Genomic DNA, 14,826 nt, shown 5'->3' with positions numbered 1-14,826 from the left:
CATGGCAATTGTAGATGTGCTCGATCTCAACAAAAAAAAGGTAGGCTCCGTCGAGTTACATGACGGGGTGTTTGGTGTGAAGGCGGACCCTCATTTGGTCCATACGGCTGTGGTTATGCAGCAAGCGTGCGAGCGTCAGGGCACTGCTTCGACGTTGCGGCGTGGCGAGGTGAGCGGATCCGGGAAAAAACCATGGAAACAGAAGCATACCGGCCGGGCCAGAGCCGGGTCTATTCGATCTCCGGTATGGCGCCACGGTGGCATCGTGTTCGGGCCGCACCCGCGCAGCTACGCCTATAGCATTCCAAAAAAGAAGTATCACGCCGCTCTCCGAAGCGCTTTGTCTGCTCGGCTGGCCGAGGGTGCCGTTATGGTGGTGTCAGAGTTGTCCATCGCCGAGCCGAAAACCAAGCTGTTGGCGCAGGCGTTGGCCAACCTGGGTTTGACTCGTCCAACATTGATCGTCATCGGCGAAGAGAGCACCACGCTTGAGCGGGTGGCGAGAAATCTTCCTCAGGTGAAGCTCGTCACTCCCGAAACGCTCAATGTCTACGATGTTCTTCGCTATCACGCCATCGTGATTCTCGAGCGTGTATTGCCGCGCGTGCAAGAGGTGTGGTCATGAAACACGATCATCAGGATGTTCTCGTCTCGCCACTGTTGACGGAAAAGTTAACAGCAATGCGTGAAACCAGCAATAAGGTCGGCTTTGTGGTCCGTGGGAATGCCAACCGTATCGAAATTAAGCGGGCCGTGGAATCGGCCCTGAAAGTACGCGTGGAGCGGGTCCATGTGATGAATGTGCCCGGGAAGGTAAAGCGCTTAGGACGGTTTGTCGGAAAGCGACCCGATTGGAAGAAGGCGATTGTGACATTGAAAGAAGGCGAAAAGCTGGAGATGTATGAAGGGGTGTAGCCATACGGTTAGGACTGTTGGAGTCGACCCCGTGTCAACCAGAATACGCCCACGAGGACAGTGGTCCTTCCAGCCAGCCAGCAAGGCATCTCGAGCGGCGCTGTTGGAGTATCTCCAGTAGGAAAAGAGAGAGGGTAGAGGGAAATGGGGTTGAAGCAATATAGACCGACTTCTCCAGGGCGACGGGCAATGATGGTCCTCACAAATGAGGATCTCACGGAAAAAAAACCTGAGAAAAGTCTGACGAAGTTTCATACTCGTTCCGGTGGGCGGAATAACGATGGTCGTATGACCATTCGCTTTCGTGGGAGTGGGCACAAGCGCTTGTACCGCATGATTGATTTCAAGCGCGACAAAGTCGGAATTCCGGCACGCGTTCAGGCAATCGAGTATGACCCAAACAGATCCGCGCGTATCGCCTTATTGGCCTATGTCGATGGAGAAAAGCGGTACATCCTGGCACCGGCCGGTCTGAAGGTCAATGATATGGTCCAGTCAGGTCCTGACGCCGAAGTACGACCAGGCAATGCATTGCCGTTGACCACTATGCCGCTTGGTACAACCATTCACAATATAGAGCTGAAGCCAGGCAAGGGCGGTCAATTGATTCGGAGTGCCGGTGGTTTTGCTCAAGTCATGGGTCGGGAGGAAGGTTATGTACAGGTTCGCCTCAAATCAGGAGAAATGAGGCGCATCCTCGGGACTTGTATGGCAACCGTTGGGCAGGTCGGCAACCTGGACCATGAAAATATCTCAATCGGAAAGGCGGGTCGGTCTCGCTGGCTGGGACGGCGACCTCACGTGCGTGGCGTCGTCATGAATCCGGTCGACCATCCACACGGCGGCGGAGAGGGTAAATCAGGTCAAGGTAACCCCCATCCTGTTTCTCCGTGGGGCGTTCCGACCAAGGGATATAAGACGAGAAAGAACAAGTCCACGAATAAGTTCATTATCACACGACGCAAGAAGTAATCGGAGACTCGTATGCCGCGTTCAGTCAGTAAGGGCGCTTTCGTCGACGATCATCTTCTCAAGAAGATTGAGCGGATGAACGAGAATAAAGATCGCAAAATTATCAAGACATGGTCCCGTCGGTCGACTATTACTCCTGAAATGATCGGCAATACCCTTGCGGTTCATAACGGGAAGAAATTTATCCCGGTCTTTGTGACGGAAAACATGGTCGGTCACAAGCTCGGAGAATTCGCTCCGACGCGATTTTTCAAGGGGCACGGGGCGGCGCGAACCGAGAAAGCGGTGGCGCTGAAGTAGGCCCTTCATCGTACTGGTCGACGGTTCGCGACGAATGAATAACGGAGTGTGATATGGCTGAGGCGAAAGCAATTCTTCGGTTTGTCAGAGTCGCGCCACGAAAGGCGAGGCCGGTGGTCGATATGATCCGCGGACAACAGGTTTCGCAAGCGTTGACCATGTTGAAGTTTACACCACGGGCTGCCGCCAAGGTGGTCGAGAAGGTCCTTCGTTCTGCGGTCGCCAATGCCGAACAAAAGGAACTTGGCGATAGCGACTCCATGCGGGTGTCCCGCGCGTACGTCGACTGTGGGCCGACTTTCAAGCGGTTTCATGCACGTGCGATGGGCCGCGCGGCCTCGATCCATAAGCGAACGAGCCATATTACCGTGGTAGTAGAAGCGCCGGAGTCGGTCGGTCGAAAATAGTTAGCAGGAGCACTATGGGACAGAAGACACATCCAATTGGTTATCGACTCGGGTATAGCCGACCCTGGAGTTCCCGATGGTACGCCGGAAAAGACTTTTCGAAGCTTCTTCATGAAGATATCGCGATTCGAAAAGTGGTGAAGGAGAAGCTGTATCATGCCGGGGTTTCGCGTGTGGAAATCGAACGTTCAGGCGATCAGACCCGCGTCATCATTCATACCGCTCGTCCGGGCATCATTATCGGCCGTAAGGGCGCTGAAGTCGACAAATTAAAGGCGATGCTCGAGAAGCAGTACGGGCGTCAGGTCTATATTACCGTGAAGGAAATTAAGAAGCCTGAATTGGATGCGCAACTCGTGAGCGAGAATATTGCGGTTCAGCTTGAGAAACGCGTGGCCTTTCGTCGTGCCATGAAGCGGAGCATTGCGGCTGCTCAACGTTTGGGCGCCCAGGGTATACGCATTAACGTCGCCGGCCGTCTCGGAGGCGCTGAAATTGCCAGAACTGAATGGTATCGGGAAGGGCGAGTCCCCCTGCATACGCTGAGGGCCGATATTGATTACGGCTTCGCAGAAGCCCACACCACGATGGGTCAGATCGGTGTGAAAACATGGATTTACCGCGGTGAAGTGGTTGTCGCTCAGCCTCAAAAGGGCGAAGGCGGATTTGAAAGAGGATAGAGAGTCGCATGCTGGCACCAAAGAAAGTTAAGTTTCGGAAGACACAGAAGGGTCGCATGCGCGGAAAGGCGTATCGCGGCGGAAAAATTACCCTCGGCGAGTTTGGTCTCAAGGCTTTGGAGCCTGGTTGGGTCACCAGTCGCCAGATCGAAGCAGCCAGAATTGCCATCACCAGGCACGTCAAGCGCGGCGGTCAGGTCTGGACCCGGATATTTCCTGACAAACCGATTACGAAGAAGCCGGCAGAAACCCGCATGGGTAAAGGCAAGGGGAATCCGGAATACTGGGTGGCAGTCGTGAAACCCGGAAGAATTCTCTATGAAATGGATGGCGTGACTAGGGAAGTGGCGCATGAGGCGCTCCGACTGGCTGCCCATAAGTTGCCCGTGGCTACAAAGTTTGTCGTGCGTGGGGAAATTTGATGGACGTAAAAGAACTTCAAGCGATGGACGACGTCGAACTGCAGGAAAAAGAGCGTCAGCTCAAACAAGAAGTCTTTAACTTGCGTTTTCAGCTCGCGACCGGCCGTATCGAAAATCCAATGAAGATCCGCCAGACTCGGCGTGACTTAGCGAGAGTGAAGACGGTCTTGACCCAAAAAAAGATGGCAAGCAGAGGGCGTGGATCATGAGCGAGCGATCGGAAAAGCGACGGAATTGGTTCGGCAATGTAGTCAGCGACAAGATGGACAAGACCGTCGTGGTCGCCGTGGATCGGTTCGTGCTGCATCCCGTGTATCACAAGGTCATGCGACGGGTCACTAAACTGAAGGCGCACGATGAAGAAAATGTGTGCAAGGTGGGCGACCGGGTTAAGTTGATACAAACCCGGCCCATTAGCAAAGAAAAGCATTGGCGAGTGGTGCAAGTCATGCAGCGAGGCCAGTCTGAATCATGATCCAGAATTATAGCTATCTCGATGTGGCAGATAACTCGGGCGCCAAGCAAGTCATGTGCTTTCACGTCTTGGGTGGATCCAAGCGTCGGTATGGGTCGCTCGGCGATATCGTCGTGGTGGCCGTCAAGGAAGCCATCCCTCAGGCGACTGTGAAGAAGGGTGATGTGAGTAAAGCCGTCATTGTTCGGACCACCAAAGGGGTTCGACGCGAAGATGGCTCTTACATCAAGTTTGATCGGAACGCATGTGTTTTGATCAATGCGCAGGGTGAACCGATTGGAACCCGTATTTTTGGGCCGGTGGCTCGCGAGTTGCGCTGGAAGAAGTTTATGAAGATTATCTCCTTAGCCCCTGAAGTGTTGTAGCGAAGGAATATCAGATGAGTGCATCAGTAGCCAAAACGAAGATTAAAAAAGGCGATACGGTCATGGTCACCACCGGTCGTGAACGTGGGAAGACCGGGAAGGTGCTTTCGCTTCACCTGAGTGATGGCAAGGTGATCGTCGAAAAGTTGAATTTGATCAAGCGGCATACGAAGCCGAATCAAAAGGTCAAACAGGGCGGAATCATCGAGCGTGAAGCGCCTCTTGCTCTCTCCAACGTCATGTTTCTCTGCGGCAATTGCAACAAGCCGGTTCGGCTTGGGATCAAGCAATTGAATGACGGGCGGCGGGTTCGTATTTGCAAGAAGTGCCAGGAAGTCATCGAACGGACATAAGGGAAGGGTACGATGGCCAAGACGGAAAAACCATCGGCCGGTAAGGCCTCTGAGAAAAAAGTGAAGAAGGAGGCCGCGGGTCAGAAGAAAGAACTTCGGCCTGAAGGAGCCGTGCCAAGCAAGGGTGCCAAGACTCAAGACGAGCCGAAAATCACGCCTCGTTTGAGAGAGACATATCGCAATCAGATCGTGCCGGCACTGATGAAGGAGTTTGGGTATAAAAATCCAATGCAGGTGCCGAAGGTTGAGCGAGTCGTCTTGAACGTGGGAATGGGAGAAGCCATCCAGAATGTGAAACTTCTGGAAAGCGCTGTCACTGAATTGGGGATTATTACAGGACAACGACCGGTAGTCACCAAGGCGAAGAAGGCGATTGCCGGATTTAAGCTCCGTCAAGGGATGCCGATCGGCGCCAAGGTGACACTTCGCAACGATCGCATGTATGAGTTTCTCGATCGTCTCGTGTCGCTCGCGCTCCCTCGCATCCGAGATTTTCGAGGCGTTTCCCCCAAGGCATTTGACGGTCGTGGAAACTATACCTTAGGTCTGAAAGAACAATTAATTTTCCCGGAAATTCAGTACGACAACGTGGCGTCCATTCACGGAATGGATATTACGATTGTGACCACGGCCACCACCAATGATGAAGGCAAGGCTCTGCTTCGCCACATGGGGATGCCTTTTAGAGCATAGACACACTTCCTTTTAGGAAACGGAGTGCACGGTGTCGAGAAAAGCATTACGAAATAAAGCAGCGGTTTCATCAAAGTTCAGCACACGTAATTACAATCGCTGCCCGAACTGTGGGCGCGTGCGAGGCTTTCTGCGGCGTTTCCGCCTGTGCCGCATTTGTTTCCGGTTTTTTAGTTTGAAGGGCGAAATTCCGGGAATCAGAAAGTCGAGTTGGTAGAAAGAAATAGTTCTCACCCGCTCTCCTTCGCCAGTGAAGGATCGACGGGATGATTCTTGGGCGCTGACCAAAGTTGGAGTGACATTATGATGACGGATCCGATCGCTGACCTTCTGACGCGCATTCACAATGCCTTGGGCCGCGGCCACGCTTCGGTCACTGTGCCGGCTTCCAAGCTCAAGATGGAGATCCTGCGCGTGTTAAAAGCAGAGGGCTTTATAGGTCAGTATGAGCGTGAGCAGAGTGGTGGCCATCCAATTCTGAAAATTCAGTTGCGGTATATCGGTGAGGGACAACCGGTGATCACAGGCGTCCGACGGATCAGTCGGCCTGGCAAACGCGTGTATGTAGGCTCCCGTGAATTGACCAGGGTGCTCAACGGGATGGGGCTATCGATCGTCTCTACCTCCAAGGGACTCATGACCGACCAAGAATCTCGCCGTGCCGGGCTCGGTGGGGAAGTGCTTTGCCAGGTTTGGTAAGAGGCGAATAGCCACGGGCGGTAAATGAACAGGCTATAAAGCCTCGAACAGAAAATCTGAACTATTGGATCGTAAAGGGTTTAACTATGTCGCGGGTCGGACGCAAACCAATCCCCCTTCCTAAGGGAGTCGAGGTGAATACGAATGGCCAGACCGTCTCTGTAAAGGGACCGCTCGGCCGTTTGGAATGGCCGCTGGTTCAAAACCTTTCAGTCGCAGTTGCCGATGGGCACGTGCAGGTCAATCGGGCCGGCGATGAACCAAAAACGAGAGCCTTGCACGGGTTAACCCGCGCTGAGCTGAGCAACATGGTGGTTGGGGTTACCAAAGGGTATGAACGCACCCTGGAGATTACCGGCGTCGGCTATAAGGCTCAGGTGCAAGGCAAGAGCCTCAGTTTAAATGTCGGCTATACCCACCCCGTGGTCTACGATCTGCCGCCTGGAGTCGAAGCCAAGGTGGACAAACAAACCATTATCACTATCAAAGGTAGCGACAAGCGAAGAGTCGGACAAGCCGCGGCGGATCTCCGCGCCATTAAGCCGCCGGATGTCTACAAGCAAAAGGGCATTCGATATGCCGGTGAAACGCTTCGTAAGAAGGAAGGCAAGACGGGAAAGTAGGTTGAAGTTATGCTGACGAATGAGAAAGCAGACAAATTAGCACGAAGAAAGCGGCGGGTACGTCAACGAATATTTGGCGAATTGGCGCGCCCACGTTTGAGCGTCTTCCGAAGTAAAAAACATATCTATGCCCAGATTATCGACGATATCAACGGCAAGACCTTGGCGTCAGCCTCAACGTTGGATAAGGATTTGAAATCCGCGTTGTCCTCAAGCAAGCCCATGGACGCCGCGAAAGCAGTCGGTCATGCATTGGCTGATCGAGCGAAGGCAGCGAACGTGGAAGCCGTCGTGTTCGACCGTGGTGGCCGTCTGTTCCATGGCCGCATTAAGGCGTTGGCGGAAGCATCCCGTGAACGCGGTCTGAAATTTTAGCATGATGCTGACAAAGGCTCTCAGCTTTGTTCTTGGTCCGAAACAATCCTCGACGTGCCCCAATGGGTACGCTTCCGGTTGCTTCTCACCTGCGACCTTGCTGAATCTCCTTCTTGAGCAGCATGTTCACTGTCTGATTTGATAGAAAAGGGGCACCTGCGTGAGAGTAAACCCTGAAGAACTAAGTCTGAAAGACAAGGTCGTGTTTATCAACCGCGTCGCCAAGGTGGTAAAGGGTGGTAAGCGGTTCAACTTCTGTGCGTTGGTCGTCGTGGGAGATGGCCAGGGCTGGGTGGGAATCGGTAAAGGGAAGGCCGCAGAGGTCCCTGCGGCTATTTCCAAGGCGGTGGAGCAAGCCAAGAAGCATTTGGTTCATATTCCACTCAGGGAGCAAACTATTCCGCATGTCGTCCACGGGTTATTCGGAGCTGAGCACGTCCTCTTGAAGCCGGCTGCTCCTGGAACAGGAATTATCGCGGGTGGCGCCGTCAGAGCGGTCGTCGAATTGGCGGGAGCGCAAAACATTATCGCCAAGACATTAGGTAGGGGCAATCCATTCAATACGGTTCGGGCGACTCTTGACGGCCTCTGTCAACTCAGAGATCCACAAGAGGTCGCACGCATCCGTCGAAGCGGTCTTGAACAGGTAGGGTAATCATGACAGCTGGTCACACGCAAAGCCACGGTTTGTCCATTACATTGAAGCGGAGTCCGATCGGCACTCCGTCTCGTCACCGTCTCGTGCTGCGGGGATTGGGTCTTCGAAAAATGCACGACACAGTCACGAGACCAGATACGCCACAAGTCCGAGGCATGATTCACAAAGTCGTTTATTTGCTGGATGTAAAAACATTATGAAACTCTCTAATTTAGCTCCAGCCCCTGGGGCACATAAGCGAAGAAAACGGATCGGCCGGGGAACCGGATCCGGACATGGGAAAACAGCGACCAAGGGACACAAGGGATTGTTGGCTCGGTCTGGAGGCGGCAAACGCCCAGGTTTTGAAGGTGGCCAGATGCCCTTGGCCCGTCGTGTGCCAAAATTCGGCTTCACTAATACGTTCCGCATTGCTTATGCCGTAATCAATCTGAAATCCCTTGCAAATCTGAGTGAGGTGTCCGAGATAACCCCTCAGGTGTTGGTCGATGCCGGACTTATTAAGAAGAAGCGCGAAAAGATTAAGATCCTCGGCCAGGGTGAGCTGACTCGACCGATTGTCGTCCAGGCTCACAAATTCAGCAAGTCAGCGGAGGAAAAGATCAGGGCCGCCGGTGGGCGGACTGAGGTTATTGCCGGTGCTTGAGCGACTCGCCACGAGCTTTCAAAACATTTTTAAGATACCGGAGCTTCGGATCCGGATTCTTTTTACACTGCTTATGCTCGCAGTGTATCGTATCGGGGCTCACGTACCGACCCCCGGTATCAACAATGATGAACTGGCCAAGTTTCTCCAGAAAGAGGGCGGCGCGCTCCTTGGGTTTTTAGACATATTTTCAGGCGGTGCGCTGTCACGACTGACGATCTTTGCGCTGGGCATTATGCCCTATATTAGCGCGTCGATCATTTTACAGTTGTTGACCGTCGTCATCCCGCATCTCTCGAAATTGGCGAAAGAGGGTGAGCGAGGCCGCAAAAAGATTATCCAATATACACGTTTCGGCACGATCGGCATTGCCCTGATCCAAGGATTCGGCATCGCGATCGGACTGGAAGGCATGAATCAAGGCGCCTTTGTGTTGACCCCAGGGTGGGGGTTTCGTCTGATGACCGTGATCACCCTGACTGCCGGCACTGCCTTTTTGATGTGGCTCGGCGAGCAAATTACCGAACGCGGTATCGGAAATGGAATTTCGCTGATTATCTTCGCGGGAATTGTGGCGAGACTTCCGAATGCCGTTGCTCAGACCTACGATCTATATCAGATTGGGCAGCTCAGTTTCTTACTGTTGGTCGTGCTGACCGCGGTCATGCTGGGTGTGGTGGCCGCCATCGTCTTCCTCGAAAGTGGGAGGAGAAAAATTGCCGTTCAGTACGCCAAGCGAGTGATTGGCCGGCGCGTCTATGGCGGTCAGAGCACCCATATTCCACTGAAAATCAATACCGCGGGTGTAATCCCGCCTATTTTTGCGTCGTCGATCATTGCATTTCCGGCCACCATCGCCGGCTTCATCCAGGTTCCTTGGGTCCAATCCATCGGAGCGCAGCTGGCACCAGGGTCACTTCTCTATACGATTGTCTATGTGGGCCTCATCGTATTCTTTTGTTTTTTCTATACCGCCGTGGTGTTGAATCCAGTGGATATGGCCGACAATATGAAAAAGTATGGCGGCTTTATTCCAGGGATCCGGCCGGGACAGCGTACGTCTGACTACATTTACAAGGTGTTGACGCGAATAACGTTTATCGGGGCCATCTACCTGGCAATTGTTTGCGTGATCCCGGAAATCCTTATTTATCGTCTGAATGTTCCGTTCTATTTCGGCGGCACTTCGTTGCTGATCGTCATCGGGGTCGGGTTGGATACGGCCCAACAGATTGAGTCCCACATGCTCATGAGAAACTATGAAGGGTTCCTGGCGAAGGGGCGCTTGAAGGGTCGGAGTGGGTGAGGCAATGCGGGTCGTATTCTTAGGCGCCCCTGGTGTCGGAAAGGGCACGCAGGCTGAGCAGGCGTCATCAAAGTTTGGGTACCCGAAGATTTCGACCGGAGACATTCTCCGTGAAGCGGTTCGAAACAAGACCGCCTTGGGCGTTCAAGCCAAAAGCTTTATGGATCAAGGTCAATTGGTGCCCGATTCTGTAGTGATCGGTTTGGTGAAAGAAAAACTCAACGAACCAGGCACTGCAAAGGGGTTTTTGTTAGACGGCTTTCCACGGACGGTCGCTCAGGCCGAGGAACTCGACAGGACCCTGAGCGAAAGAGGACAGAAGCTTGATCGCGTTATCAATGTCAAGGTACCGCGTAACGAGGTGGTTCGTCGGCTGAGTGGCCGGCGGAGCTGTCCGAAATGCCAAGCCGTGTTTCACGTGGAATTTGCGCCGCCGCAACGGGAAGGCGTCTGTGATCGCTGTACTACTGCGCTGGCTCAGCGCAATGATGATCGCAAGGAGACGGTGGAGGCTCGATTGACCGTCTATGACGAACAGACCGCTCCGCTGATTGCCTACTATCGCCAGCGCGGGCTCTTGTCGGACCTTGACGGGACCGGCACGATTGAGCAGGTGCAACAACGGTTACTGGACTTGTTCGCTGCTCAGGCATTGTCATGATCATATTAAAGACGCCGGATGAAATCGAGATTATGGCGCGCGCCTCGCGGTTGGTCGCAGAAACCTTGGCGATGTTGAGGCGTGAAGTGCGTGTTGGGATTACGACGGAAGAGCTCGATCGCCTGGCTGAACAGTTTATTCGGTCGCATGGTGGGACACCGGCTTTTAAAGGATATCGAAATTATCCGAAAACGCTATGTGCTTCCATTAATGATCAAGTCGTGCACGGGATCCCGTCTAGGCGTGCTCTCAAGGAAGGCGATATTATTGGCCTTGATCTCGGCGCGATTGTAGACGGATTTTACGGGGACTCTGCTGTCACGGTGGCGGTGGGGACTGTCAATCCTCGGGTCTCCGAACTCCTTCGCGTGACCGAAGAATCGTTGTATGCGGGAATTGCCAAGGCCGTGGTTGGCAATCGGCTGTCCGATATTTCACATGCTGTGCAGCGGCACGCGGAGGCAGCCGGATTTTCGGTGGTGACCGACTTTGTGGGGCATGGCATTGGCCGGCAATTACACGAGGAGCCGCAGGTGCCGAACTATGGAAAGCCCGGGCAAGGCCCACGGCTCCAAGAGGGCATGGTCCTGGCCATTGAACCGATGATAAATATGGGCAATAGCGGCGTGCGCGTGTTGGACGATCGCTGGACCGCCGTCACGACAGACGGCAGTTTGTCCGCGCATTTTGAGCATACCATCGCCATTCAGTCGAGCGGTCCCCCGCGGATTTTGACGCAGGTCCCTGAACTGATCGGGGCTTGCTGAGGTAGATCGGAGATCAATGGCGAAAGAAGATGTGATCGAGGTTCAGGGAACGGTTGCTGAAACGCTCCCCAACGCGATGTTCAGAGTGACGTTGGATAACGGTCATAAAATCCTTGCACATATTTCCGGAAAAATGCGGATGCATTTTATTCGGATCTTGCCGGGTGATAAGGTGACAGTGGAATTGTCTCCGTATGATTTGACGCGGGGACGCATCACATATCGATTCAAATAGAAAAGATAAAAACATGAAAGTTAAATCGTCGGTCAAGCCAATTTGTTCAAAATGTAAAGTGGTTCGACGCAAAGGTGTGGTGCGCGTGCTGTGCGAGAACCCACGGCACAAACAACGTCAAGGGTAGCGGGATGGTTGAAAAAGGCTCCCAGGGGACCTTTTTGAACATCCTGACCACAGTGAAAAGATACAGAGGCGGTAGGAGGAATTATGGCGCGCATAGCGGGAATAGATTTACCGAGAGATAAGCGCATCGATGTAGGGTTAACCTACATTTTCGGTATCGGGCGTGTGACCTCGGCGCGCATTCTGGATAAGGCCGGTGTCGACGGATCAATACGTGTGAAGGATCTCAGCGAAGATCAGATCGTGAAATTGCGCGAAACGATCGATCGGGATCATGAAGTGGAAGGTGATCTCCGCAAAGAAGTATCGATGAATATTAAACGGCTCGTCGATATCGGAACGTATCGAGGTCTGCGCCATCGTAAGAGTCTTCCGGTCAGGGGGCAACGGACAAAAACCAATGCTAGAACCCGCAAAGGAAGACGGTCTATGGGAAAAGCCAGAAAACCGGCTGGTGCATAGCGCGTTGACCAGGCCGATGGCGTAAAAGGGGATAAGCATGAGCGTGAAAAAAGGCAAGAAAAAGGAGCGCAAACTGGTTCAGAGCGGGGTCGCTCACATTCAGGCCTCCTTCAATAACACCATTGTGACGATTACCGACATGAGCGGTAATTCCATTGTGTGGGCCAGTTCGGGGAATCAAGGATTTAAAGGATCCCGAAAGAGTACACCGTTTGCCGCGCAACGGGCTGGTGAGGCAGCCGCCAAAAAAGCTATGGAGCACGGCATGCGCCAAGTGGACGTCTATGTTAATGGCCCGGGGTCCGGTCGGGAGTCCGCGATTCGCTCGCTGCAAACCGCAGGACTTCGGATTAATCTTATTCGCGACGTGACTCCCATCCCTCATAATGGGTGCAGACCACCGAAGCGACGACGCGTGTGATGACGTTAATCGTGAGACGTTACTCGCCGGAACCTGTACATTCACGTTTAACGATCACGAATTAACGGTTAACGAAGAGGGAGGAAGCAGTGGCTAAGTATCGAGGTCCAGTTTGTCGGCTTTGTCGGCGCGAGGGTGTGAAGCTATTTTTAAAAGGCACTCGATGCATGACGGAGAAATGTGCGGTCGAGCGCCGGAGCTATCCCCCGGGTCAACATGGGCAAGGCCGTCAGCGATTATCCGACTATAGCGCGCAGCTTCGTGAAAAACAGAAGCTGAAACGCATCTACGGTCTCCAGGAACGCCAGTTCCGTGGCGTGTTCGAACATGCGGAGCGAAAGGCCGGCGTGACCGGAGAACATTTACTGAAGCTCCTGGAATGCCGGCTCGATAATGTCGTGTACCGACTCGGCTTTTCCGCGTCCCGCAAAGAGGCTCGTCAACTGATCAACCACGGACACCTGACGGTGAATGGACGCAAAGCTGATGTGCCGGCCATGCTCGTGAAGGCGAACGATGTCATCGAAGTGAGGGAGCGCAGCCGCTCCCTCATCCCGATTCAAGCAGCCTTAGAAGCAGTGGATGGCAGAGGTATTCCGAATTGGTTGGAATTGGATAAAGGGGCTTTTAAAGGAACGGTCCGGAGCCTGCCGACCAAAGATGATATTGCGCTGCCCGTCAATGAACAGATGGTCGTGGAACTCTATTCGAGATAATCCATTCTCTGTTCCGCGCAGTTCTAGATGGCCAGAGCTCGAGCATCTGACTAAGGCGAAGGGGGAACTATGATTAAGGGTATGAAGGATTTTCAGATCCCGATGCGGGTCGAACCCGAGAAGGAGACGCTTTCTCCGGTCTACGGAAAATTCACCGCTGAAGCGTTCGAGAGAGGATTCGGTACGACCATCGGCAATTCCTTACGCCGCGTGTTGCTGTCTTCATTGACGGGGGCAGGAGTCACCACGGTTCGAATTGAGGGCGTACTCCACGAGTTTTCGACGATCCCGGGGGTGACTGAGGATGTGACCGGAATTATTCTCAACGTCAAGAGCCTCCGGTTTAAGTTGCATACGGACAAGGCAAAGACCATCCGGTTGCGAAAGAAGGGGCCCGGAGAGGCCAAAGCCTCAGACATCATTCATGATGCGGATATCAGCATTTTAAACCCTGATTTGCACGTCGCGACGCTGGATAAGGAAGCCACGCTGGACATGGAAATGGTCGTTAAGCCTGGACGCGGGTATGTTCCGGCTGAACGAAACAAGGAAGAAGGGCTGCCCATCGGCGTGTTGGCTGTAGATTCTATTTATTCTCCTGTGAAGCGGGTGAACTTTCAGGTCGAAAACGCGCGTGTCGGTCGTATTACAGACTACGACAAGTTGACGCTGGAGATCTGGACGGACGGCAGTTTATCACCGCGTGATGCGCTGTCGGAGGCGGCCAGCATTTTTCGCGAGCATCTGGATATCTTTATCCATCCGGAGAGCACGGGCGAAGCGAAGTCGGATCAGCGGAAGGATGACGAGCAGAGCGCGACGAACAAGAATCTGTTCCGAAGCGTGAATGAGCTCGAATTGTCCGTTCGTGCAGCGAATTGTCTGAAGAACGCGAATATCAAGACCATCGCCGACCTGGTCCAGAAGACCGAGATGGAAATGTTGAAGACCAAGAATTTCGGTAAAAAGTCCTTGAATGAAATCAAGGAAATCCTTACTGAAATGGGGCTTGGTCTTGGAATGAAACTCGATCAAATTCCGGCTGGACAGAGTAGCGCCAAGCTGGAGCCATAAGAAGAGGACACCGTGCGGCACAGAGAAAAAGGACGACAGTTAGGACGTGACACCAAGCACCGCTGGGCCTTGTACCGCAGTCTGGTGACCTCGCTGCTCGAGCACGAGCGGATTGAGACCACTGAAGCGAAGGCCAAGGAAATCCGAGGCTTTACGGACCGGATGATCACGCTCGGCAAAGAAGGTGATCTCCCGGCTCGTCGGCGTGCCTTAAGCTTCTTGAGAAGCAAGGCCGTCGTCTCTAAGTTATTCAGCGATGTCGCGGGGAGATTCCGCGAACGCAACGGCGGGTATACCCGAATCATCAAGACCCGTCGACGCGTCGGCGATGCCGCTGAAATGGTGGCCATCGAGTTGGTGGTCCGGGAAAGCGGAACCGAGAAGGCGAAAGCGGATCAGACGACTGACAAGGCCACGAAGAAGACACCATCGGAACCGGCTCAATCCTAGGATGGATTAGCCGCCGACTATTCGC

General features: G+C 53.5%; 29 protein-coding genes. All 29 read left to right on the top strand.

Annotated features, from left to right (window positions below; genetic code table 11):
- Position 1: 1 nt before the first annotated feature.
- The 29 genes from rplD to rplQ all read left to right on the top strand — a co-directional run bounded on the left by rplD (position 2) and on the right by rplQ (position 14,801).
- Complete coding sequence (gene rplD, locus ACWHYZ_RS18835) at positions 2–625, top strand: 50S ribosomal protein L4 (protein WP_447984209.1); 624 nt, start codon at positions 2–4, stop codon at positions 623–625.
- Positions 622–915 carry a 50S ribosomal protein L23 gene (locus ACWHYZ_RS18830; RefSeq protein WP_447984208.1) on the top strand — a complete coding sequence of 98 codons (294 nt, stop codon included), beginning with the start codon at positions 622–624 and terminating at the stop codon, positions 913–915. The genes rplD and ACWHYZ_RS18830 overlap by 4 nt, the downstream gene beginning before the upstream one ends.
- Positions 916–1,059: 144 nt before the next feature.
- Positions 1,060–1,887 (top strand): 50S ribosomal protein L2, encoded by an 828-nt coding sequence (gene rplB, locus ACWHYZ_RS18825; protein WP_447984207.1) that lies wholly within the window; start codon positions 1,060–1,062, stop codon positions 1,885–1,887.
- 12 nt (positions 1,888–1,899) lie between these two features.
- The gene (rpsS, locus tag ACWHYZ_RS18820) at positions 1,900–2,187 is read left to right on the top strand and encodes a 30S ribosomal protein S19 (protein WP_447984206.1); all 288 of its coding nucleotides are present in this window, start codon (positions 1,900–1,902) and stop codon (positions 2,185–2,187) included.
- A 53-nt stretch (positions 2,188–2,240) separates the two neighbouring features.
- Positions 2,241–2,594: a 50S ribosomal protein L22 gene (rplV, locus tag ACWHYZ_RS18815; RefSeq protein ID WP_447984205.1), complete on the top strand. Its 354-nt coding sequence runs from the start codon at positions 2,241–2,243 to the stop codon at positions 2,592–2,594.
- Between the two features lie 14 nt (positions 2,595–2,608).
- The gene (rpsC, locus tag ACWHYZ_RS18810) at positions 2,609–3,274 is read left to right on the top strand and encodes a 30S ribosomal protein S3 (protein ID WP_447984204.1); all 666 of its coding nucleotides are present in this window, start codon (positions 2,609–2,611) and stop codon (positions 3,272–3,274) included.
- 8 nt (positions 3,275–3,282) lie between these two features.
- Positions 3,283–3,696, top strand: a complete 414-nt coding sequence (rplP, locus tag ACWHYZ_RS18805) for a 50S ribosomal protein L16 (protein ID WP_447984203.1) — start codon at positions 3,283–3,285, stop codon at positions 3,694–3,696.
- The gene (rpmC, locus tag ACWHYZ_RS18800; protein ID WP_447984202.1) at positions 3,696–3,905 is read left to right on the top strand and encodes a 50S ribosomal protein L29; all 210 of its coding nucleotides are present in this window, start codon (positions 3,696–3,698) and stop codon (positions 3,903–3,905) included. Before rplP ends, rpmC begins: the two co-directional genes overlap by 1 nt.
- On the top strand, positions 3,902–4,171 hold the full coding sequence (rpsQ, locus tag ACWHYZ_RS18795; RefSeq protein WP_447984201.1) for a 30S ribosomal protein S17: 270 nt from the start codon (positions 3,902–3,904) through the stop codon (positions 4,169–4,171). Before rpmC ends, rpsQ begins: the two co-directional genes overlap by 4 nt.
- The gene (gene rplN / locus ACWHYZ_RS18790; RefSeq protein ID WP_447979899.1) at positions 4,168–4,536 is read left to right on the top strand and encodes a 50S ribosomal protein L14; all 369 of its coding nucleotides are present in this window, start codon (positions 4,168–4,170) and stop codon (positions 4,534–4,536) included. Before rpsQ ends, rplN begins: the two co-directional genes overlap by 4 nt.
- A 14-nt stretch (positions 4,537–4,550) precedes the next feature.
- Positions 4,551–4,889, top strand: coding sequence for a 50S ribosomal protein L24 (gene rplX / locus ACWHYZ_RS18785; protein WP_447984200.1), 339 nt, complete (start codon positions 4,551–4,553; stop codon positions 4,887–4,889).
- A 150-nt stretch (positions 4,890–5,039) separates the two neighbouring features.
- Entirely contained in the window at positions 5,040–5,582 is a 543-nt protein-coding gene (gene rplE, locus ACWHYZ_RS18780) for a 50S ribosomal protein L5 (protein ID WP_447987614.1), read from the top strand.
- Between the two features lie 31 nt (positions 5,583–5,613).
- Positions 5,614–5,799 carry a type Z 30S ribosomal protein S14 gene (locus tag ACWHYZ_RS18775; protein WP_447984199.1) on the top strand — a complete coding sequence of 62 codons (186 nt, stop codon included), beginning with the start codon at positions 5,614–5,616 and terminating at the stop codon, positions 5,797–5,799.
- A gap of 86 nt (positions 5,800–5,885) precedes the next feature.
- Entirely contained in the window at positions 5,886–6,281 is a 396-nt protein-coding gene (rpsH, locus tag ACWHYZ_RS18770) for a 30S ribosomal protein S8 (protein WP_447984198.1), read from the top strand.
- Positions 6,282–6,367: 86 nt separating this feature from the next.
- Positions 6,368–6,904, top strand: coding sequence for a 50S ribosomal protein L6 (gene rplF / locus ACWHYZ_RS18765; RefSeq protein WP_447984197.1), 537 nt, complete (start codon positions 6,368–6,370; stop codon positions 6,902–6,904).
- A gap of 9 nt (positions 6,905–6,913) precedes the next feature.
- Entirely contained in the window at positions 6,914–7,279 is a 366-nt protein-coding gene (rplR, locus tag ACWHYZ_RS18760; protein ID WP_447984196.1) for a 50S ribosomal protein L18, read from the top strand.
- 160 nt (positions 7,280–7,439) lie between these two features.
- Positions 7,440–7,934: a 30S ribosomal protein S5 gene (gene rpsE / locus ACWHYZ_RS18755; RefSeq protein ID WP_447984195.1), complete on the top strand. Its 495-nt coding sequence runs from the start codon at positions 7,440–7,442 to the stop codon at positions 7,932–7,934.
- Positions 7,935–7,936: 2 nt separating this feature from the next.
- A complete protein-coding gene (gene rpmD / locus ACWHYZ_RS18750; protein WP_447984194.1) occupies positions 7,937–8,137 on the top strand; it encodes a 50S ribosomal protein L30 in 201 nt (66 codons plus the stop codon).
- On the top strand, positions 8,134–8,583 hold the full coding sequence (gene rplO, locus ACWHYZ_RS18745; RefSeq protein ID WP_447984193.1) for a 50S ribosomal protein L15: 450 nt from the start codon (positions 8,134–8,136) through the stop codon (positions 8,581–8,583). Before rpmD ends, rplO begins: the two co-directional genes overlap by 4 nt.
- Positions 8,552–9,889: a preprotein translocase subunit SecY gene (secY, locus tag ACWHYZ_RS18740; protein ID WP_447984192.1), complete on the top strand. Its 1,338-nt coding sequence runs from the start codon at positions 8,552–8,554 to the stop codon at positions 9,887–9,889. The genes rplO and secY overlap by 32 nt, the downstream gene beginning before the upstream one ends.
- A 4-nt stretch (positions 9,890–9,893) precedes the next feature.
- Entirely contained in the window at positions 9,894–10,550 is a 657-nt protein-coding gene (locus ACWHYZ_RS18735; RefSeq protein WP_447987613.1) for an adenylate kinase, read from the top strand.
- Positions 10,547–11,317, top strand: coding sequence for a type I methionyl aminopeptidase (map, locus tag ACWHYZ_RS18730; RefSeq protein WP_447984191.1), 771 nt, complete (start codon positions 10,547–10,549; stop codon positions 11,315–11,317). The genes ACWHYZ_RS18735 and map overlap by 4 nt, the downstream gene beginning before the upstream one ends.
- 16 nt (positions 11,318–11,333) lie before the next feature.
- Positions 11,334–11,552 (top strand): translation initiation factor IF-1, encoded by a 219-nt coding sequence (infA, locus tag ACWHYZ_RS18725; protein WP_447984190.1) that lies wholly within the window; start codon positions 11,334–11,336, stop codon positions 11,550–11,552.
- A 13-nt stretch (positions 11,553–11,565) separates the two neighbouring features.
- On the top strand, positions 11,566–11,679 hold the full coding sequence (gene rpmJ, locus ACWHYZ_RS18720) for a 50S ribosomal protein L36 (protein WP_447984189.1): 114 nt from the start codon (positions 11,566–11,568) through the stop codon (positions 11,677–11,679).
- Between the two features lie 83 nt (positions 11,680–11,762).
- Complete coding sequence (gene rpsM / locus ACWHYZ_RS18715; RefSeq protein WP_447984188.1) at positions 11,763–12,140, top strand: 30S ribosomal protein S13; 378 nt, start codon at positions 11,763–11,765, stop codon at positions 12,138–12,140.
- A gap of 37 nt (positions 12,141–12,177) precedes the next feature.
- Positions 12,178–12,561 carry a 30S ribosomal protein S11 gene (gene rpsK / locus ACWHYZ_RS18710; RefSeq protein ID WP_447984187.1) on the top strand — a complete coding sequence of 128 codons (384 nt, stop codon included), beginning with the start codon at positions 12,178–12,180 and terminating at the stop codon, positions 12,559–12,561.
- 89 nt (positions 12,562–12,650) lie between these two features.
- Complete coding sequence (gene rpsD, locus ACWHYZ_RS18705) at positions 12,651–13,277, top strand: 30S ribosomal protein S4 (RefSeq protein WP_447984186.1); 627 nt, start codon at positions 12,651–12,653, stop codon at positions 13,275–13,277.
- 69 nt (positions 13,278–13,346) lie between these two features.
- On the top strand, positions 13,347–14,351 hold the full coding sequence (locus ACWHYZ_RS18700; RefSeq protein WP_447984185.1) for a DNA-directed RNA polymerase subunit alpha: 1,005 nt from the start codon (positions 13,347–13,349) through the stop codon (positions 14,349–14,351).
- Positions 14,352–14,363: 12 nt separating this feature from the next.
- Positions 14,364–14,801 carry a 50S ribosomal protein L17 gene (gene rplQ, locus ACWHYZ_RS18695; protein ID WP_447984184.1) on the top strand — a complete coding sequence of 146 codons (438 nt, stop codon included), beginning with the start codon at positions 14,364–14,366 and terminating at the stop codon, positions 14,799–14,801.
- The last annotated feature ends 25 nt before the right edge of the window (positions 14,802–14,826 follow it).

It is taken from the genome of Nitrospira sp. Nam74 (assembly GCF_965152615.1).
The sequence above is the reverse complement of the archived record's forward strand: the minus strand, read 5'-3'. Positions and strand labels throughout refer to the sequence as shown.